The organism is Roseofilum reptotaenium CS-1145, assembly GCF_028330985.1.
GTDB classification, from domain to species: Bacteria; Cyanobacteriota; Cyanobacteriia; order Cyanobacteriales; family Desertifilaceae; genus Roseofilum; species Roseofilum reptotaenium.
In genome coordinates this window covers 1-18,104 of record NZ_JAQMUE010000019.1, presented here as the reverse complement: position 1 = coordinate 18,104, position 18,104 = coordinate 1, and the positions used below count along the sequence as shown (strand labels likewise).

General features: G+C 44.4%; 23 protein-coding genes. 11 read left to right on the top strand and 12 right to left on the bottom strand.

From position 1 onward, the window contains the following. The first annotated feature begins 25 nt into the window (after window positions 1-25). Both PN466_RS02230 and PN466_RS02225 read left to right on the top strand, forming a co-directional pair. Entirely contained in the window at window positions 26-466 is a 441-nt protein-coding gene (locus tag PN466_RS02230) for a tetratricopeptide repeat protein (RefSeq protein WP_271936610.1), read from the top strand. A gap of 691 nt (window positions 467-1,157) precedes the next feature. Beyond that, entirely contained in the window at window positions 1,158-1,502 is a 345-nt protein-coding gene (locus tag PN466_RS02225; RefSeq protein WP_271936608.1) for a DUF6959 family protein, read from the top strand. 29 nt (window positions 1,503-1,531) lie between these two features. On the opposite strand, the gene PN466_RS02220 is transcribed toward PN466_RS02225, so the two are convergent. From PN466_RS02220 to PN466_RS02190, 7 genes are read right to left on the bottom strand one after another with little or no spacing between them, the layout of a single operon-like run. Beyond that, window positions 1,532-2,314, bottom strand: coding sequence for a formylglycine-generating enzyme family protein (locus tag PN466_RS02220; protein WP_271936606.1), 783 nt, complete (start codon window positions 2,312-2,314; stop codon window positions 1,532-1,534). Beyond that, window positions 2,295-2,483: a hypothetical protein gene (locus tag PN466_RS02215; protein WP_271936604.1), complete on the bottom strand. Its 189-nt coding sequence runs from the start codon at window positions 2,481-2,483 to the stop codon at window positions 2,295-2,297. The genes PN466_RS02220 and PN466_RS02215 overlap by 20 nt, the downstream gene beginning before the upstream one ends. Next, the gene (locus PN466_RS02210; RefSeq protein WP_271936602.1) at window positions 2,467-3,141 is read right to left on the bottom strand and encodes a uridine kinase family protein; all 675 of its coding nucleotides are present in this window, start codon (window positions 3,139-3,141) and stop codon (window positions 2,467-2,469) included. The genes PN466_RS02215 and PN466_RS02210 overlap by 17 nt, the downstream gene beginning before the upstream one ends. A gap of 16 nt (window positions 3,142-3,157) precedes the next feature. Continuing rightward, window positions 3,158-3,520 (bottom strand): hypothetical protein, encoded by a 363-nt coding sequence (locus PN466_RS02205; protein ID WP_271936600.1) that lies wholly within the window; start codon window positions 3,518-3,520, stop codon window positions 3,158-3,160. Window positions 3,521-3,524: 4 nt separating this feature from the next. Beyond that, on the bottom strand, window positions 3,525-3,872 hold the full coding sequence (locus tag PN466_RS02200; RefSeq protein WP_271936598.1) for a hypothetical protein: 348 nt from the start codon (window positions 3,870-3,872) through the stop codon (window positions 3,525-3,527). Window positions 3,873-3,876: 4 nt separating this feature from the next. After that, the gene (gene cobA / locus PN466_RS02195) at window positions 3,877-5,367 is read right to left on the bottom strand and encodes a uroporphyrinogen-III C-methyltransferase (RefSeq protein ID WP_271936597.1); all 1,491 of its coding nucleotides are present in this window, start codon (window positions 5,365-5,367) and stop codon (window positions 3,877-3,879) included. 3 nt (window positions 5,368-5,370) lie between these two features. After that, on the bottom strand, window positions 5,371-5,622 hold the full coding sequence (locus tag PN466_RS02190; RefSeq protein WP_271936596.1) for a hypothetical protein: 252 nt from the start codon (window positions 5,620-5,622) through the stop codon (window positions 5,371-5,373). Window positions 5,623-5,768: 146 nt separating this feature from the next. On the opposite strand from PN466_RS02190, the gene PN466_RS02185 reads away from it, so the two are divergent. The 3 genes from PN466_RS02185 to PN466_RS02175 all read left to right on the top strand — a co-directional run bounded on the left by PN466_RS02185 (window position 5,769) and on the right by PN466_RS02175 (window position 6,700). Beyond that, window positions 5,769-6,029, top strand: coding sequence for a BrnT family toxin (locus tag PN466_RS02185; RefSeq protein WP_271936595.1), 261 nt, complete (start codon window positions 5,769-5,771; stop codon window positions 6,027-6,029). Beyond that, window positions 6,019-6,246: a type II toxin-antitoxin system BrnA family antitoxin gene (gene brnA, locus PN466_RS02180; RefSeq protein ID WP_271936594.1), complete on the top strand. Its 228-nt coding sequence runs from the start codon at window positions 6,019-6,021 to the stop codon at window positions 6,244-6,246. The genes PN466_RS02185 and brnA overlap by 11 nt, the downstream gene beginning before the upstream one ends. A 118-nt stretch (window positions 6,247-6,364) precedes the next feature. After that, on the top strand, window positions 6,365-6,700 hold the full coding sequence (locus PN466_RS02175) for a GIY-YIG nuclease family protein (RefSeq protein ID WP_271936592.1): 336 nt from the start codon (window positions 6,365-6,367) through the stop codon (window positions 6,698-6,700). Between the two features lie 120 nt (window positions 6,701-6,820). On the opposite strand, the gene PN466_RS02170 is transcribed toward PN466_RS02175, so the two are convergent. The 3 genes from PN466_RS02170 to PN466_RS02160 all read right to left on the bottom strand — a co-directional run bounded on the left by PN466_RS02170 (window position 6,821) and on the right by PN466_RS02160 (window position 8,112). Next, entirely contained in the window at window positions 6,821-7,018 is a 198-nt protein-coding gene (locus PN466_RS02170; RefSeq protein ID WP_271936591.1) for a hypothetical protein, read from the bottom strand. Between the two features lie 214 nt (window positions 7,019-7,232). Next, window positions 7,233-7,655 (bottom strand): tetratricopeptide repeat protein, encoded by a 423-nt coding sequence (locus tag PN466_RS02165; RefSeq protein ID WP_271936589.1) that lies wholly within the window; start codon window positions 7,653-7,655, stop codon window positions 7,233-7,235. Window positions 7,656-7,755: 100 nt separating this feature from the next. Next, window positions 7,756-8,112 (bottom strand): HesB/IscA family protein, encoded by a 357-nt coding sequence (locus PN466_RS02160; protein ID WP_271936587.1) that lies wholly within the window; start codon window positions 8,110-8,112, stop codon window positions 7,756-7,758. Window positions 8,113-8,297: 185 nt separating this feature from the next. Here PN466_RS02160 and PN466_RS02155 point away from each other — a divergent pair, with 185 nt between their 5' ends. Then, the gene (locus PN466_RS02155; RefSeq protein WP_271936585.1) at window positions 8,298-9,929 is read left to right on the top strand and encodes a DUF6930 domain-containing protein; all 1,632 of its coding nucleotides are present in this window, start codon (window positions 8,298-8,300) and stop codon (window positions 9,927-9,929) included. A 215-nt stretch (window positions 9,930-10,144) separates the two neighbouring features. Here PN466_RS02155 and pruA read toward each other — a convergent pair whose 3' ends face one another. Then, window positions 10,145-13,132 (bottom strand): L-glutamate gamma-semialdehyde dehydrogenase, encoded by a 2,988-nt coding sequence (gene pruA, locus PN466_RS02150; protein ID WP_271936584.1) that lies wholly within the window; start codon window positions 13,130-13,132, stop codon window positions 10,145-10,147. 289 nt (window positions 13,133-13,421) lie between these two features. Between pruA and PN466_RS02145 the strand changes: the two genes are divergently transcribed. From PN466_RS02145 to PN466_RS02125, 5 genes are all read left to right on the top strand, one after another. After that, window positions 13,422-13,589, top strand: coding sequence for a hypothetical protein (locus PN466_RS02145; RefSeq protein ID WP_271936583.1), 168 nt, complete (start codon window positions 13,422-13,424; stop codon window positions 13,587-13,589). 61 nt (window positions 13,590-13,650) lie between these two features. Beyond that, window positions 13,651-15,183, top strand: a complete 1,533-nt coding sequence (crtD, locus tag PN466_RS02140) for a C-3',4' desaturase CrtD (RefSeq protein WP_271936691.1) — start codon at window positions 13,651-13,653, stop codon at window positions 15,181-15,183. Between the two features lie 57 nt (window positions 15,184-15,240). Further along, on the top strand, window positions 15,241-15,630 hold the full coding sequence (locus tag PN466_RS02135) for a hypothetical protein (protein ID WP_271936582.1): 390 nt from the start codon (window positions 15,241-15,243) through the stop codon (window positions 15,628-15,630). After that, window positions 15,623-16,417 carry an ABC transporter ATP-binding protein gene (locus tag PN466_RS02130; RefSeq protein ID WP_271936581.1) on the top strand — a complete coding sequence of 265 codons (795 nt, stop codon included), beginning with the start codon at window positions 15,623-15,625 and terminating at the stop codon, window positions 16,415-16,417. The genes PN466_RS02135 and PN466_RS02130 overlap by 8 nt, the downstream gene beginning before the upstream one ends. Before the next feature lie 191 nt (window positions 16,418-16,608). Next, window positions 16,609-16,953 (top strand): hypothetical protein, encoded by a 345-nt coding sequence (locus PN466_RS02125; protein WP_271936579.1) that lies wholly within the window; start codon window positions 16,609-16,611, stop codon window positions 16,951-16,953. A 21-nt stretch (window positions 16,954-16,974) separates the two neighbouring features. On the opposite strand, the gene PN466_RS02120 is transcribed toward PN466_RS02125, so the two are convergent. Further along, on the bottom strand, window positions 16,975-18,104 hold a 1,130-nt coding region (locus PN466_RS02120; protein WP_271936577.1), incomplete at its 5' end, for a WD40 repeat domain-containing protein.

Below are 18,104 nucleotides of genomic sequence, written 5' to 3'. Positions count from 1 at the left end.
TTTTATAAATAAGAGTGAAAATTTTATGAAAGAGCTAGAACCAGAAATTTATGCTGAAATCGTTGAATTATGTGATTCAGGCGATCGATATGCGGATGAAGAAAAATTCGATATTGCCTTATCACAATACTATAAAGCATTACACATGATTCCCGATCCTAAAGAGGAGTGGGTAGCCTCAACTTGGATCTTAACAGCAATTGGAGATGCTTATTTTCTTATGAAGAACTATTCTGAATCCCTTAAAATACTTCAGGATGTAATGTATTGCCCTGATGCCATTGGCAATCCATTTATTCATCTGAGATTGGGTCAAGTACAATATGAACTAGGTAATTTTTGTAGAGCGCTAGATGAACTTACTAGAGCATACATGGGAGAGGGTCAGGAGATTTTTGCAGAAGAAGATCCAAAATATCTTACTTGGGTTAAGCAAAGAATTAGATCTCCCATCAAGGGATGGTAGCATTGGGGGTGGTGTAGGAATTTAACCTACCTGATTCCGTTTAAATAATTGTCATTGCGACGGCAAGAAAGCAATCGCCAAGACTCGCGAGATTATCAGATTGCTTCACTCCACTGCGTTCCGTTCGCAACAGCTTATCATTGCTAATTTTTTGGATTTTATATCATAATAAATTCATTGGAATACTGACATAAAATATGGACTTAATTTACTCAGTCAAGTATAATGAATACATCTATTTTTTTGAAGCTGACTACTTTGTTTTTATGCTGAATCTGTCCTCTAAAGAAAATATCTCTGATAATTTTAGGCAAGGACTGATCAATATAGATACTGAAGAAAAAATAAATTCATATCTATTGTACTTGGAAGAATTCAAGATTAACTTAGATGACCTTAAAGAGGATTACGAGAGTCTATCAGAAAAAGAAAAAACAGAGTCATACTTTTGTTTTTTACCTACAATCTTAATTAATTTTAACACGCGATTTTTTTATTGTTCGCATCCCGAATCTTACTACCTAGGATTTGAAAATCACTTACCCAGTAACTGGCAATATATAGAACAACAGAATATTATGAGCTTAATTCCCTTACAAAAAATATATTGGTTGACTTGGGAGATAAAAAGTATATAACTTTACCACATTTGAAATAGTGATATTGCTGATTTTGCAGAGGGTTAAAATTTATGAAAGCTAAAATTCTTTGTAACCAATCTAATAGTGTGATTGCAGCCGTCCCAGGACGGCACTATCCAGGTATTATTATTCAAGGTGATACCGTTTCAAACTTATTTGATCATCTTCGAGAAATATATTCTTTTATGGGTCAATTTCCAGATGAACAAACAGAAGATATAAAATATACTATCCTGAGTGTGCTAGAAAATTTAGAAAACCATTTAAGGCATTATGAATGCACTCTTGAACAACAAGAAATAAAGCTTCCATATCATTTATCTATCGAGGAACGGTCTATCTACAACAGTCTAGATTCTCTAGAGCTTATCGAAGATAGTGATGGAGAACAATAGAATCACAATCAGACAAATTGAATCCTGACTTAGGGCAAGTTGTAAACCAGTCTCATTGCACATGTTCTGTCCTCCAACAGGTCTTTTGAACTCATCCTAATTGCTGACATACACCAAATCCATTCTTGGTCTTGCCAAGGCCAAAATATAGCTCCACCTCCTCGAATGACATAAACATCATCTTCTGGAGGATTTTTAATGTCATAATTTTCTCTATATCGATCTTGACACCATTCCCCAACAAAAATCCCATATAAGCCAAATAGATTAGCGTAATGTATCTTAAGGTTGGAAAAATCCCAAAGTAACCACTTTTCCATTTCCTGGTATTCTAAAACTTGGTTTCCAAAGACAAAGAGCGTATTGGTTCCCCCACGGCAAAAATACTCCCACTCAGCCTCAGATGGCAATCGACAATTCAAATATGAGGTCACTCTTTCACAATCTTGTCTACTCAAGAAAGCAGGATAGTAAGGATTCTCTTCTGCTATTGAATCTTGTCCAAGTATTTCTTTGGCAATGCCATTGAGTAGAGGAGTTTCTGAAACCAAGAAAGGATTGATTTCAACTCTAGTGCATGGTTTCATTTCAGAACTATCAAATGGTAAATAATCATAGATTTTTCCGGCTTCTATTTCTTGCTCTTCAGTCAAGCCCATCACAAACTCACCGCCAGGTATGTACTTAAAAATCATTCCGGTATTGCGGTGCTTTAGATTTATCATCCGAATAGAATCAGGATTTATTTCATCGGGAATGTCTAAATCAAAAACATCGGTTAAGGCTTGTAGCTTATCTGATAAATCGATCATATTTCGAGTCTAATTCTTCTTGTAGAGCAAATTTATAATGAGTAGAAATTTTTGGCTCTGCACTAATGCAACCGATCAATCCAGATTCTTTGAGAATATCTAGGGTACTCAATGGAGAATTCGGGAGTGGTAGAGAGTTAACATTTTGTTTTTCAGGTTGGGAACTCATAGGATTTTCTTTTCAAATCATTATTGATAATCAATGAAGCCGATGCTGTCGGATTATCTCGCTCAAAATGAATCCTCTGAGCTGGAAAATAGATGGTTTGAAAATCGCGAATCGTTTCTTCTTCTCCTAAACCTTCTTGTCCTCTGGATAAGGCTCGATTCAAGGCAGTGTCAAAACTACAATCGACCCAAATCTTCAGATCGTATTCATCAATCCAGGGTTTCTTGAAGATAAAAATCCCTTCAAAGAGGATGATATCTATATCTTTGAACTCATAAGTATCGTCGTAAAATCGATCGGTTTTTAGATCTAGGGATTTTGCTTGCAAGTCAATTGATTGGTTCTGCTTCAGGGGCAGAATCAAGGAGTTAAACAGTTCCTGCCAACGAAACGCATGATCGTAAAAATGTTGGGCTGGATTGTCTGAACTAAATCGGATACTTTGGGGATGATGCCAAACATCGAGTCCAATCAAGGCAACGTTGAGGTTTCGGGTTTTCAAAACACTGACGATTTCGTTGCTGATTACACCTTTGCCTGAGCCGTCAATACCGCTAATGGCAACGAGTAAACTGCGGCCAGAAGTTTGAGAATGAGCTTGTTCGATGCGATCGACTGCCTGGTGAATATCCTTGAGTAAAACTTCAGGTAATTTCATCTTTTAATTTTCCAGTTCACTGGATTTTCAATGAATGTCCAAACACTTTTATTTGGGGACTAATTTCAACTTTAATCTGAGTTTTGATATTGGATTTCTCGGTTGGCAAACAAAAGCTGAGTTTTTTCCCAGATCCATCTATTTCAATTTTTTCAATGGCTTCAAAGCTTAATAATGTAAGGATAGCATCCGACTTTTTGATTTCGATTTGGACAGAGGATTGAATAATATCGATACCAAATTTTAATGTCGAACCAACACTATCAGAAACTTCATAACACCAATAGCCATCTTCAGGATGAGCAACTTTGGGTTCTACTAAGAAAAACTCTAAGAAGTCTAGTTCATCAAAATGGTTCTTGAGTTCAATTGTTTTCATGTTTTTATCCTCCAAACAGTTTGGCGCTGACCAATCTGCGAGTTCTATCTGGCATAACTTGCCATGAACTCATTATTTTGACAAATTTTCCTGAAGGCCCGGATAGTAAAGATTCTCTATCTTCAAACTTACCATACTGGTTTTCCCGATCATCAATTATATTGGAGTTCTCTTGAACTACTTGATCGAGATGGTGTTCAACGATTTCTCTACTTTCTAGATTATCATAAAAACCAAGTCTCTGTAGCTGTTGTACATTTTGAATAGCCTGAGGACTGTTGTGGTTATCTGGTGCAATCTGATAATTAAATAGATGATCAATTTTTCTGTTATCTATAAATACGTTTGTCACAGGGTTAATGCTTTGCCCATTTTACGATCGCCTCGGTCAATCCGTCTAAAGTATATTCTTTGGCTTCAATATCGACGCGCCCTAGGAGATCTTGACAGGTTTTGGAGGTTTGGGGACCGATAGAGGCGATACAAACGGAATTGAGGGAAATTTCACCGGTTTGATTGAGCATTTGAACGGTGTTTTTAACGGTTTTGGAACTGGCGAAGGTAATCACCGTGATTTGTTGATTTTGGAGGGCGTTTAACGCTTCTGGGGGAATGGTTTGAGGACATTGGGATTGATAGGCGGCAACTTCCGTTACACGAGCGCCTTGAGCAGTGCATTCTTGAACGAGGACTTCTCGCCCTCCGGTTTCGACGCGGGGAAAGAGAAGGCTTTTTCCAGATAAGGGTTCGGGAAAATGCTCCACTAGGGCATCGGCGATAAAGTTGGGGGGAATATAATCGGGTTCGAGTCCTTGTTGGCGTAAGCTGGTGGCGGTTTTTTTGCCAACTACGGCGATTTTAATTCCCGCAAGGGCGCGACTGTCGAGGTGATGGTGCTGGAGACGTTGAAAGAAGTAGTCAACGGCGTTACTGGAGGTGAGGATAAGCCAGTTAAAGGTGGATAAATTGGCGATCGCCCCATCCAACCCTTCCCAACTCGAAGGTGCTACAATCTCTAAGGCGGGCATTTCAATCACTCTAGCTCCCTGTTGTTGTAACAGTTGCGTAAATTGACTCGATTGACCTGCCGAACGGGTGACTAAAATAGTGTGCTGGGATAGGGACATAGAATCAACAGAGTAATGCGATCGCGCTTCAACGACTTTTCCTATAATAATCACTGCTGGGGACAAGCTTTGACCTGCCGTCAGTTCCATAATATTTCGTAATCTGCCTTGCCAAATCTGTTGCTCTGGAAATCCCGCCCAACGGATAATTGCAATTGGGGTATCTGGATGTTTACCTTGGTTACTAAGTTGACAGATAATCTCCGCAAGTTGACGGGTTCCCATCAGGATTGCAAGGGTTTCCATCTGCGCTAAAACTGCCCAATTTAAAAGACTTGGATCGTGAGCAGTGACAACCGTAAAGCCTTGACTTAAAATCGGATCGGTGAGCGCAATACCCGCTAAAGTCGGCGCAGCAATGGCAGAAGAAAGTCCGGGAACAATTTCTACTGGGCAATTTTGCTCCATTAGCGCTTGCAGTTCCGAACCACTACGACCAAAAATCAGGGGGTCACCACTTTTGAGGCGTACCACTTGGTTTCCCTGTTGACAGTAATAGATTAGCGCTTGATTAATGCTGCTTTGGGAGGCACTGGGTTTACCTCCCCGTTTTCCCATATCGAGGAGCAAACAGTGCGATCGCACTTCGGCAAATAAACGAGGATCGACTAGCGCATCATAAATAACGACATCAGCCTGTTTCAGGAGAGTATAAGCCCGTAGGGTGAGCGTGTCGAGACTGCCTAATCCTGCACCCACTAAATAAACTTTACCAACCATGGGTTAAGATTTAGATTCCGGATTTAATCGCCGGTTAATCCAACTGATGACACCACTGGCAATAGATCCAGCCATGAGGATGCCGATTGCCGGAGTAAACACGGGTTCCCATAATTTATACCAGATATCAAAGCCCAGTGGAATATTTATGGAGCGACCCAAAAGGGCGATCGCAAACCACCCAAAGCTAAATAAGACAAAAAATAAGTTAATGGTTAAAACGGTGTTGAGTCCGTTTAAGAGTTTCTCTTTCATACCTTTAAATGCTTACTACAAATGCGTACTGTAGAGACAAGGCATGCCTTGTCTCTACCATGATGGTGATGTATAGCATAAATAAATGCATTTCATATAATATAATAGGCGATTGCCTATTGGCGCAAAAAACACTGCTGAAACCTATGGAGTTTGAGTTTGATCATCACAAGAGTGAAAGAAATAAATCCAAGCATGGGATTAACTTTGTAGAAGCCCAAGAGCTTTGGGACGATCCAGGACAGTTAGAGATCCCAGCTCGCACAGAGGATGAGCCTCGCTTTTTAGTCATCGGGCAAATTGGAGGAAAATGCTGGTCAGCCGTTATTACTTACAGAGAGAGCAAAATACGCATCATCTCAGTTCGACGTTCGCGAAAACAGGAGATAGAACTTTATGAAAGCTAAGACCTTTGATGAAAAGTTTGACCAAGGTGAAGAAGATATTGTTGAATACCTGGATCTGAGTCAAGCACGACGGGGTGAGTTGACGCAGGAAAGGGTAAATGTTGATTTTCCAGAGTGGATGATCAAAGGACTCGATCTCGAAGCGAGACGGTTGGGGATAACACGACAGTCATTGATTAAAGTGTGGATTGCTGAACGACTCGAAAGAGCGTTGTAATCGCAAATTATTGTGAGGAGAAAGTTCCCTTCGACTCCGCTCAGGGAACTCTTCAGCTCTGCTCAGGAAATTGGTAATCTCTAGGAAATCATTGAGGTTTTATCCACTATCTCAATCTATGGCTTATCTGTATATTCTGCAATGTTGTGATAATTCTTTCTACACAGGCAGTACCCAAAACTTACCTCTGCGTCTTTGGCAACATGAAAATGGTTTAGGGGCAAACTATACCAGCAAACGTTTACCTGTAAAACTTGTCTATGCCCAACATTACGATCGTGTGGATGATGCTTTTTATCGAGAAAAGCAAGTTCAGGGATGGAGTCGAGCTAAAAAAATGGCTTTGATCAATAGTGATTGGGATCGACTCCATATTTTAGCTGAGTGTCAAAATGATTCGCATTACCAGAATTTGGCGATCGAGAACGAAATGGAGAGTGAGGATAGTATTTGATGACTGCTGGTTTCGACTCCGCTCAACCAGCAGTCGTAACTAGGAGAAATAAAAAAATAGACTGCACTAACTCAGTACAGCCATCCTGACTATTCAATACTCACAAAACAGAGAATGAGCTTATTCTAAGCCACCATTCGCATCGATGAGGGCTTGTAAATCATCGGGATCAACATAATGACAAACGGCATCGTCCAGACAAATAAGCGCCCATCCAGAATCAGCAATTCCCATCAGCTTATATTCAGCTTCTTGGACAAAGAACCCTTTGTGGTTACGGGTTTCAGGTTTAATGGCTACTTTACTATCAACTGGCATAATATCCTGACTCCTTTCTTAATTGACTTCATGTTAAAAAATATATGCCCTCAGACAGGTTGATATATTAACCTTATGTCTGAGTTCATCAAATCTTATCATTAGAAATCGGGAAAGTGGGTTAAATTCTGTATATAATCATGAAGTTTTATACGATTATTGAATCAGAATAATTACCTAGTTATTTCCGTTTATAAATCCCACAAGCCTTGATTTAACTCGAAAATAGCCAATCATATATTCTTTGGAGGTTTTGCCAGTCGGGTTTTCTGCTTAATCCTTCTTTACAATTCTCTTCAATTTCCTGGCGATATTCCGAGACGGCCATAATCAAACGCTGGGCCATATCAATATGTTCACGGACTCCACTTTTATTTGTTTCCAGCATCGCGGCTGCCATATTGACCCTCGCTTGGGGGTCTTCAGGATTGAGTTTGATCGCTTTCTGAGCAGCCTTATAAGCTGATTTGGGTTTATCTTCGAGTAAGTATAACCAAGCCAAACAAGTCCAGGCGGTACTTTGTTTGGGGGCGCGATCGCAAATATCCTTAAACAAGGGAATCAACGTAGCGGGACTTTCTCCCTTCTTGTAGCGTTCAATCCCTTCATTAAACAAGTCTTCTGCTGTCTGAGTCATAACCGGCTTAGGTGCAAAACATTAATTGGGTCAAATCCAGGCTTAAGCGTACCTGAATTTGACCAACCACATAGTTTAACAGAAAATGGGCACTTAAACTCTAGGCAGAAAAAGAGCTACCACAACCACAGGATTGAGTGGCATTGGGATTGGTAAACTGGAACCCGCCCCCAATCAGAGCATTACTGTAATCGAGTACCAATCCATAGAGATAGAGCATACTCTTGGGATCGCAAATCACCTTAAAGCCATCATAATCAAAGACCTCATCATTGTCTTTAATCTGATCGACGGTTTCAAAATCCATCGTATAAGACAGACCAGAGCATCCCCCTTGACGAACCCCCACACGCAAGCAGAGATCGTTGCCTTGCTTTTCTCGTAAAGATTGCACCTGCTCGAGAGCAGCATCCGTCATCATGATGCCGCGTTTAGAACTCTCCATCGTTTGGGTCATAGCTGTATACCTGAACTCTTGATGTCAACTTAATTCTTATTGTATCGAGTCAAGTCCCCTTGCAGCAGAGAAAGCTACACTGGTAATCATAAACTTAATGGCCAGGAGCCACGCGATCGCGATTAAAATCAGGATCTAGAGTCCATGTAGACCCTGGAACTGATACTATTGCTAGACACAACCCTATGATCACCCTAACCCCCTCCACCTGTCGCCGTCTTCAACAGCTACCTCAACCAGGAGAGAGTATTTGGGAAGCAGACCGAAGAATCATACCAATTTCCCTAAAGGAAGGATTTCAGCCTGAATGTATTTTATGGGTAGATGGCTCAGAAGGGGTGGTGCGATCGATGGAAATGGTGAATCCTCAAACCGGACCAGAGGCCCTTGTCCGAGCGCTCCTCAAGGCAATGGAAGCGCCACCAGCTCCCAGTCAACCGAGTCGGCCCAAAAAAATTGTAGTGTGCGATCGCGAAATTCAATTTTATCTGCGAGGGGTATTACAAGACCTAGACATTGATATTGAATATCGGCCCCAGTTACCTCTCATCGAACATCTCTTTCAACAAATGGCCGAAGAAGTAACCCAACAAACGCCTCAGATTGCGCCCAAATATCTCACATCCTTATCTAAAAGTGCTGAAAAAATTTGGCAAGTTCAACCATGGCAAAGTCTAGCTGAACATCAAATTATTTCCGTGCAATTGAATCAATGGGATATTGAGAAATTTTATGTCTCTATCCTAGGAATGCTCGGTGAAGAATACGGAATTTTGCTCTACCGTTCCCTAGACTCTCTCAAACAATTTCGCCAAGCCTTGATCGACCATAACACCATGGAAGACATTGAAAGTGCCCTCTTCCATCAAGACTGTTTTTTTCTGACCTTTGAGCTAAAACCCGATTCTCCTTTAAGCGATCTAGCTGAAGAAGAATGTATTCTTGAGCTGCTCCCGTGGTCAGAAATTGAAGCCTCTTTCGGCGTAATTCATCCCCTCGAAGGCTTACGCACCACCTTATATGAGCGAGAACCAGTAGCCATGATGGTAGCTTTAGAAGCGTTACATCGATTTTTCAAATCCACTCGTAACTCTCTCGATACAGAGTCTTTTGAAAGCCTTAGCCAACGCTACCGCATTTCTTTACCCAAAACGGCTGAAGAGTCAAAATCTTCCCTTTTGGTTAAAGTGGAAACTCTGCCAGAAGTTTCCCTAGAACTTGATGCCATGATGAATGATTTAGAAGAAGATGAAGAAGAGGATGAGGATTTCGATGGCCCCCTTCTTCAGTATGATTTAATTCCCGACAACGCCCTCTGTCGTCTCGATATTCTTAGATGGGAAACTTGGGAATCAATTCGCGAACAGATTCAATTTCACCCGGCTGCACCAGACCATATCCGAGGGGTTGGAGCTGGATTACCGGTGGCGATTGTTCAAACCAGCAAACGGAATGCCAAGACCTTAATCCGAGATTTAGAAGCTTTTGATGGATTGGAAGGTCTTGGATTTAATGGGGGAGAAGATCCCTATACAGAAAAAACTTTTGATCTGGGAATTCTTCAAACTGGAGATGGAGACTTATACTTATTTGATGAATTTGAAATCAATTCTACATACCAGAAAAATCGGCAAAACTGGGACGATCAGTGTCGTAAAACTCAAGGCTATTGTGGTTTGCTGATTGCGATGGGAATGAGGGGCGAATCCCGGGGTAATCCTCAGCCGAAAGATATGTTAGCTTTGTTTGAGGCAAAGTTTTTGTCGATTGAGGATTTGAAATTGGGGATTTTGCAAAAAACTCAATTTCTCTTCTAGAAATCGGTTTGGTAATTCACAATATAGCAGAGAAGAAGTAGGTTAAGACAGTTAGGTTATGGTTTGAGGCAATAGGCGATAGAAAATGCCCTAACTTCTCCCTTTCTCTGCTATACATCTTTATTCCCCCAATCCCCTGCTTTCTAAGGGAGATTTGGGGGGATTGTTCTGGCTATATCTCATGACAGCACTTTGCGCTGTCATGATTCCGTAGCCTACTCGTTTCCTTCGATGGGAGCGAACCCTTGACGCTGGATATTCTCCGTAATTGTGCGGGGTTCTAAGAACTGAATCAGGTAATCCGGGCCACCTGCTTTGGAACCGACTCCAGAAAGCTTAAAGCCACCAAAGGGTTGACGAGAGACGATCGCCCCGGTCGTATTGCGGTTAATATACAAATTGCCCACTTCAAACTCGGCCATAGCTTGGTCAATATGGCTTGGCGTACGGGAATAGAGACCTCCCGTAAGGGCAAAATTGGTATTATTGGCAATCTCTAGAGCTTCCTGGAAGGTTTTAGCCTTAATCACCGCAACTACGGGGCCAAAAATCTCTTCCTGGGCAATTCTAGCCGTCGGGGACACATCCTGGAAGATCGTGGGGCCAACATAATAGCCCTCTTTGGCATTGGAAACATTGGGCGCGAGCATTTCTAGGGCAACTTTTGCTTCTTGTTTGCCGATCGCAATATACTCCTGAATCCGCTTCATCGAGGTTTCATCGACGACCGGGCCTACCTTCGTACCCGGATAGTCGGCTGGCCCCACATTCAAGGATTTCGTCGCTTCCACAAACCGTTCCAAGAAGGCATCATAGACGGGTTCCAGGATGATCGCCCGCGAACAAGCCGAACATTTTTGACCGCTATACCCAAAGGCAGAATCGACCACTCCTTGCACGGCTTGGTCTAAATCACAACTTTCGTCCACAATCACCGCATTCTTACCGCCCATCTCGGCAATGACACGCTTCATGTGTTTTTGTCCCGGTTGCAGAAGAGCCGCATCAGCATAGATTTTACAGCCGACTTCCTGGGAACCGGTAAAGGCAATCATCTGTACATCCTTGTGTTTGACCAAATGGCCCCCGACGGTTGAGCCTTTAGCTGATAAATATTGGAACACGCCCTTGGGAATTCCCGCCTCAATCAGAGCTTCCATCAGTTGGGCGGCGATCGCACTACTGACCTCTGCGGGCTTCAAAATCACGCAGTTCCCTGCCACCAAGGCGGCTACTGTCATCCCCGTAGTAATGGCGATCGGGAAATTCCAGGGGGAAATCACTAGGGCGATACCTCGCGGTTGATAAGTGAGGCGGTTATTTTCCCCAGCAACATCATAATTATGGCCGCGATCGAGCCGTTCCATTTCATCGGCATAATAGCGACAAAAATCGATCGCCTCGGAAACTTCTGCATCCACCTGTTGCAAGACTTTTCCGACTTCCAGCATCACCCAAACGGACAGTTCTGCGCGACGCTGTTCCATCAGATCGGCTGCTTTTCGCAGAATTCGCGCCCGTTCTGCTGCGGGAGTTGCTTTCCAACCGGGAAATGCAGCTTTAGCGGCATCAAGGGCTGCTTCCGCTTGTTCTACGGAAGCCAAACCAATTTTGGCAACTAACTCCGTGGGATCGGAAGGATTGACCGAATTCACGCTATCTGCGGTTTGCACAAACTTGCCATTAATATAAGGCAGAATGGTTTTACCCAGTTGGGGACGTACCGTGTTTAAAGCGGCTTGTGCCCGTTCCCGGTTCGCAACTTGGGCGTAGTCCGTATCGGCTGCATTCTTAAACACTGTGGTTTTCTGGGGTCGAGATCCCGTACTTTGAACCACTGGAGGCGCGATTAATTGTTCAATGGGGCGGTCTTCTTGACTTTGACGTAAGAAGGAACTGTTTGCGGTATTTTCTAGTAAGCGGCGAATCAAATACGCCATACCGGGGAGCAGACTGCCGTAGGGAGCATACATCCGTACACGTAAGCCTCGGTTCACCATGGCTTTGGCGAGGCGATCGCCCATTCCATACAGCACTTGGTATTCAATGTGACGGCGAGGAATGTTCAGGGTTTCAGCAATGGCGATCGCTCTGGCTTGCGATCGGACATTATGGGAACCAATGGCAGCGTTAAGAACCTCGTGGTTTTCCAGCAGTAGGCGCGTGAGCAATTCAAAGTTAGCATCGGTAGCCACTTTATCATCAAAAACCGGTTGCGGCCAGTTATGTTGCACCGCTTGAATGGTTTCCTGATCCCAATATGCCCCTTTCACCAAGCGAATGGTAATCGGATTTCCCCGTTTTTTAGCCCAAGCAATCAGATCGTTTAAGTCTGCCTCTGACTCGCGTAGATAAGCTTGTAGTGTTACCCCGATATCAGTACGGGTTTTAAACTCCTCTTCGAGTAACAGTTCCTTAAGAATTGCCAGGGTAATATCTTTGTAAACATACTGCTCCATATCAAAGTGGATTGCAGCCCCCTTTTCTTGGGCATGGCGCAGGAGGGTGCGAATGCGCTCAATAACCCGTTGTTTAGATCCCTCAGCATCCAAGGGATCGAACTGGGAATAAAACGCTGTCAGCTTCACGGAAACTTGCACCTTGGGTAAGGGTTTCCCATCTGCTTCATCAATTTCGGGGATTGTTTTCCAGCGTGCAGCAGCTTCCGTGAGGCGATCGATCAGATCGATATAGCCTTGCAGATAGGCTTTTGCTTCTGTCTCCGTAATCACCGCTTCCCCCAGTAAATCTAGGGTAAATGCCATCTTCTCTTTGCGAAGATTTTCTACAGTTTTCAGCACCTGCCCCGCAGTTTCCCCAGCAATGTATTTCCGCGCCAAGGTTTCTACCGCAGTCGATACCGTTGTTGCTGCCACTTGTCCCGGCATAGAGTCGGCATTGGTAAAATTAAGAATCCCCTTCAAGGCACCGGGTAATTCTACCGCCTCAGTTGTCATATATTCCTGCAAATGCCGCGCCACTTCTGCCTTAGAGCGCAATGCAGGTAAACAATCAATAAACCGGAACAATTGCACCCGCAGCCCTGGGTTACTCATGGCCCAGTCTAGAAGCTTATCATCCCAGCGCATTTGGTCTCGCATCTGGGCAAAGATGGAGCGTTTTTCCCCTTGCGCTGCGAGAAGTTGTTTGGCGATCGCCTGAGTTTGGCTCTCATAGGTTGGATTTTCGACTTGTGCTACCACGGATTTCCCCCCCTCCATATGAATGGGTTGATATAAATCGAGGTTTTATCTTGATTTTTTGTGTATTTTTCCAATATATCTCGAAAATACGGTAATATAATAGTTTTGTTTAAACTACAAAATATTAGCTCTTGTAATAGCATGTGGCGCGTCACTACTGAGTGACTTAAATCACTAGATTCTCATGACTTATGATATCTCAAACCCTTTCAGGACAAGATATTACCCTAGGAAATCTCACATAAAGCTTGGGATTGCCAGTTGCTAAAAATAGTAACTTCTTTACGGAATGGTCAGAAAAACTTCCTTCCTTCCTAACCAGGGAGAAAAAGGATATATCCTAGAAGTGTTTAATGCTTTAGGAAAATTAATTGATACTGTTATCGTTCCTGAATCGGCGGTTGCGCCTCTGAAAGCTGATGAGATTTTTACAGTACGCTCTCTGGCGCAATTATAGCCCCCTAAAAACTTAACGAAACGTTACAATCGTGAATGTTCCCTTGTTCACTGCTCAGATTATGGCTCAGTCTCACTCCTCCTCTAAGCCTCGCTGTATCGTCCTTGGTGCAGGTATTGGTGGCTTAACCACAGCCGCACTCCTGGCTCGTCGGGGGTATTCGGTGCTGATCCTGGATCAAGCGATTGTACCGGGGGGATGTGCTTCCACGTTTAAGCGGCGGGGGTTTACGTTTGATGTGGGAGCGACGCAGGTAGCGGGGTTGGAGCCTGGGGGGATTCATCATCGCATCTTTGAGGAACTGGAGATCGCGCTACCGGAGGCAATGCCTTGCGATCCCGCTTGTGCAGTGTTTTTGCCGGGGGAAAAAGAACCGATTTCAGTGTGGCGAGATCCCCTAAAATGGCAACAAGAACGGCAGCAACAGTTTCCAGGAAGCGAACCCTTTTGGCAGTTGATGAATACGCTATTTCAGGCCAGTTGGCGGTTTCAGGGACGAGATCCGGTGCTGCCTCCGCGTGATTTATGGGATTTGTGGCAATTGGTGCAGGCGATGCGCCCGGATACATTGATTACTGTGCCGTTTGCACTGTTGACGGTGTGGGATGCACTGAGATTGATGGGAGTGGGGAACGATCGCCGCCTGAAAACGTTCCTCGACATGCAACTAAAGCTCTACTCCCAAGTCGATACCACGGAAACCGCCCTCTTGTATGCGGCAACCGCTCTGGGTGTTTCCCAGGAACCGCAAGGGCTGTATCATTTGCAAGGAAGTATGCAAGTTTTGAGCGATCGCCTCGTCGCCTCCCTAGAACGAGATGGCGCTACCCTCCTCATGCGCCACAGTGTCGAGCAAATCGAAACCAAAAATTCGCGAGTGACTGGCGTTCGTATCTGCAATATGAAAACTGGAGAAACCTGGAGCGAACCAGCCGATCGTGTGGTTGCCAATGTCACCATTCATAACTTGGTACAACTGTTGAAATCTGACGATCTAGCCACAAAAATATACGCCAATGGCTACAGCCAGCGCTTGAAACAAGTCCCCTCACCCAGTGGCGCATTTGTCGTTTATCTGGGAGTCGAACACGCTGCTATTCCAGAGAATTGCCCGCCCCATCTGCAATTTCTGTATGATTATGAAGGCCCCATTGGCGAGAATAATTCCCTGTTTGTCTCCGTCAGTCATTCGGGAGATGGACGGGCACCCGAAGGAAAAGCAACGATTACCGCCTCCTCCTTTACGGATACGGAGCAATGGTGGAATGGTGGAGACTACGACCAACTGAAGCAAAAATTTACCGAAGCGGCGATCGCCCGTTTAAGCCAGTATTTCCACTTGACTCCAGAAACCCTAATTCACGTCGAAGCCGCCACACCGAGAACCTTTGCCAACTATACAGCGCGCGATCGCGGTATCGTGGGTGGTATGGGACAACGCTTAACCACCTTTGGTCCCTTCGGCTTTGCCAACCGCACCCCCATCGGCAACCTTTGGTTAGTCGGAGACTCCACCCATCCCGGAGAAGGAACCGCAGGCGTATCCTATTCGGCGCTAACCGTAGTTCGACAGATTGATACCCAGTCCAGCTAATCAGAAAACAGTAAAATTGAACTTAATATTCAAAAGAAGATTAAAGGAGAAAAACCGATGAGTGCAGAACGCTGGAATGATGAGCGCTTAGATCGTTTAGCAGATCGGATCGAGGATCTCCTTGAGATGTCCCAGAGACACGATCGCCTGATAGAAAGTAATGCTCGTACAGCAGAAAGCAATGCTCAAGCAGCCCAGAGACACGATCGCATCCTTGAAAGCAATGCTCAAGCAGCCCAGAGGCAAGAGCGCCTGATAGAAAGCAACGCTCGTGTGATTCAAACTCTAGCCAATACCTCAGCAGGAGCTAGGGAAGATTGGCAACAGCAACAAGCGATTATATTGCAACACCAAGAAGAGATTCGCGGGCTGCAAACGGAGAATCGCCGTATACTAGATATTCTTCTCAATCAACAGAATCAGGGGGAAGACTCTACGGATGATTGAAATCGATCGCGCTTGTGTCACGTTTAATCCGGGTACTGCTCTAGAAACTCCAGCACTACGGCAGATTTCCCTCAAAGTTCCAGCCAGGCAGTTTGTCACTGTCATTGGCTCCAATGGGGCAGGAAAATCGACGCTGTTAAATTTAGTCAGTGGCGATCGCCTGCCGGACTCTGGACACATCTATATTGCCGATCAAAATGTTACCCTATGGCCAACCCAGAAACGGGCGAAGTTGGTCGCCAGAGTGTTTCAAAATCCCCTGTTGGGATCGTGTGCGAATTTAACGGTTGAAGAAAACATGGCGTTAGCCGTTCAACGGGGAGGCTTTCGCGGGTTAAAATTGGCGCTTCCCAACCGTCGTCGCGCCCAGTTTCGGGAACAGTTAGCCAGTTTGGGATTGGGATTAGAGCGCAGATTAGGCGATCGCATGGGATTATTATCGGGAGGACAACGACAAGCGGTGAGTCTGTTGATGTCTACGTTGGCTCCCACAGAGGTCTTATTATTAGATGAACATACGGCAGCTCTCGATCCGAAAACAGCTCATTTTGTCTTGCAGCTCACCCAGAAAATTGTTCGGGAGCAACAGTTAACCACGATCATGGTCACCCATAGTATGAGTCAGGCATTGATGATGGGCGATCGCACGATTATGTTACACGAAGGACAAATTATTTTAGATATTGCTGGCGAGGAACGGGAAGGATTAGAAGTTGCCGATCTGCTAGAGCGCTTTAATCAGCTTCAAGGGGAAGAGTTAGCAGATGATTCCTTATTATTAGGGTAATATCAAATCTATTTATTTACGCTACAGAGATCTGTAGGGGCGGGTTATACCCAAATCTTGTAGACTGACAACTATTTTTGTCAACCCGCACGAACCCACCATGTCTCTACAGTACACAGAAAGTCGCAACCATTTAAGGATTTGATATAATATCCATTCTTGATAACCAACAGATCTCGGTGGAGCAAGTCATGCAGGTAAACATCAGTAGCAGTTGGCAAGAGAAGATTGGGAAGATAGCCAGCGATCGCCAGAAAACGTCACAAGAAGTCGTGCAAGAGGCGATCGCGCTTTATTTGGGAGAGGTTGCAGCGAATTCCGGCGATCGCCTGGTTGCCTTAGAAAGAGAGGTCACCCTGTTAAAACAAACAGTCAATCGACTGCATACTCTCGTTACCGTCATGCGACAACAACAATTAAGCGCCCCATCGACTCAGCAAACCCCCATTTCTGAAACCGTATTGATGCCAGAACCCGATGACGATATGGATGATGAACCCGATGAAATTCTCTACGACTTTCTCGAACCAACTTAAACCTATTCCCTATTCCCTTGCCTACTCCCAATACTTCTCGCACTCCTTCATCTCCTTATTATTACTGTTCAGATAGGGTCGCACCCAACGACATCCCCGTGCAATTAGCTCCTCTAGGGTTTCTACAGGTAATTCTCTAATGGTAACCTGATTGTTATAAACTGCAACAGAGGTAAGGTGGTGACCTTCTTCATCCCAACGGATAAGGAAGACCCAGCCTTGATGATCTTTAAATACAGCTAACTCCTGACCTGTTCTCGTCCACAGCCTCACAGTTCTATCTCGTGAACTCGTCGCAATTCGGTCTCCATCGGAATGCCAAGCTATATCAATAACATCATCCCAGTGACCATGTAATGGCGTAGTCTGGCCTGTCTTCAGTTGCGTTATCTTACCCGTGTTATCAGTGCTGCCAGTAGCTAGGTAATGTCCATTGTGGGAAAACGCTATGCCCCATATCCTTCCCTGGTAATCGATAGTGTGCAGGGTTTTCCCACTCTCGACTTCCGTTATCTTAGCCGTTTTGTCCGCATTACCAGTAGCCAGGTAACGTCCGTCAGGGGAAAAGGCTATGTTCCAGACCGGAGCCTTGTGAATAATGGTGTGCAGGGTTTTCCCACTCTCGACTTCCGTTATCTTAGCCGTTTTGTCTGCATTACCAGTAGCCAGGTAACGTCCGTCAGGGGAAAAGGCTACTTCCCCGACTGGAGCCTTGTGAATAATGGTATGCAGGGTTTTCCCACTCTCGACTTCTGTGATTTTGGCTGTTTTGTCATTGCTGCTAGTAGCCAGATAAAGCCCGTCAGGGGAAAAGGCTACGTTCCAGACCGGAGCCTTGTGAATAATGGTATGCAGGGTTTTCCCACTCTTGACTTCTGTGATTTTGGCTGTTTTGTCATTGCTGCTAGTAGCCAGATAACGTCCATCAGGGGAAAAAGCGACTGCCTTGACCAGATCCTCGTGAGTAATGGTGTGCAGGGTTTTCCCACTCTCGACTTCTGTGATTTTGGCTGTTTTGTCATCGCTGCCAGTAGCCAGGTAACGTCCGTCAGGGGAAAAGGCTATTGCCCTGACCTTACTCTGGTGAATAATGGTGTGTAAAGTTCTTCCACTCTCGACTTCTGTGATTTTGGCTGTTTTGTCATCGCTGC

Bases quoted from the DNA above. Each gene is read 5' to 3' on its own strand.
- PN466_RS02185 (WP_271936595.1), top strand. From the start codon at position 5,769: ATGGAGTTTGAGTTTGATCATCACAAGAGTGAAAGAAATAAATCCAAG.
- PN466_RS02155 (WP_271936585.1), top strand. From the start codon at position 8,298: ATGATCACCCTAACCCCCTCCACCTGTCGCCGTCTTCAACAGCTACCT.
- PN466_RS02205 (WP_271936600.1), bottom strand. From the start codon at position 3,520: ATGAAAACAATTGAACTCAAGAACCATTTTGATGAACTAGACTTCTTA.
- PN466_RS02130 (WP_271936581.1), top strand. From the start codon at position 15,623: ATGATTGAAATCGATCGCGCTTGTGTCACGTTTAATCCGGGTACTGCT.
- PN466_RS02190 (WP_271936596.1), bottom strand. From the start codon at position 5,622: ATGAAAGAGAAACTCTTAAACGGACTCAACACCGTTTTAACCATTAAC.
- PN466_RS02165 (WP_271936589.1), bottom strand. From the start codon at position 7,655: ATGACTCAGACAGCAGAAGACTTGTTTAATGAAGGGATTGAACGCTAC.
- PN466_RS02125 (WP_271936579.1), top strand. From the start codon at position 16,609: ATGCAGGTAAACATCAGTAGCAGTTGGCAAGAGAAGATTGGGAAGATA.
- crtD (WP_271936691.1), top strand. From the start codon at position 13,651: ATGGCTCAGTCTCACTCCTCCTCTAAGCCTCGCTGTATCGTCCTTGGT.
- brnA (WP_271936594.1), top strand. From the start codon at position 6,019: ATGAAAGCTAAGACCTTTGATGAAAAGTTTGACCAAGGTGAAGAAGAT.
- PN466_RS02160 (WP_271936587.1), bottom strand. From the start codon at position 8,112: ATGACCCAAACGATGGAGAGTTCTAAACGCGGCATCATGATGACGGAT.
- PN466_RS02225 (WP_271936608.1), top strand. From the start codon at position 1,158: ATGAAAGCTAAAATTCTTTGTAACCAATCTAATAGTGTGATTGCAGCC.
- PN466_RS02175 (WP_271936592.1), top strand. From the start codon at position 6,365: ATGGCTTATCTGTATATTCTGCAATGTTGTGATAATTCTTTCTACACA.
- cobA (WP_271936597.1), bottom strand. From the start codon at position 5,367: ATGGTTGGTAAAGTTTATTTAGTGGGTGCAGGATTAGGCAGTCTCGAC.
- PN466_RS02145 (WP_271936583.1), top strand. From the start codon at position 13,422: ATGGTCAGAAAAACTTCCTTCCTTCCTAACCAGGGAGAAAAAGGATAT.
- PN466_RS02210 (WP_271936602.1), bottom strand. From the start codon at position 3,141: ATGAAATTACCTGAAGTTTTACTCAAGGATATTCACCAGGCAGTCGAT.
- PN466_RS02170 (WP_271936591.1), bottom strand. From the start codon at position 7,018: ATGCCAGTTGATAGTAAAGTAGCCATTAAACCTGAAACCCGTAACCAC.
- PN466_RS02135 (WP_271936582.1), top strand. From the start codon at position 15,241: ATGAGTGCAGAACGCTGGAATGATGAGCGCTTAGATCGTTTAGCAGAT.
- PN466_RS02215 (WP_271936604.1), bottom strand. From the start codon at position 2,483: ATGAGTTCCCAACCTGAAAAACAAAATGTTAACTCTCTACCACTCCCG.
- PN466_RS02230 (WP_271936610.1), top strand. From the start codon at position 26: ATGAAAGAGCTAGAACCAGAAATTTATGCTGAAATCGTTGAATTATGT.
- PN466_RS02220 (WP_271936606.1), bottom strand. From the start codon at position 2,314: ATGATCGATTTATCAGATAAGCTACAAGCCTTAACCGATGTTTTTGAT.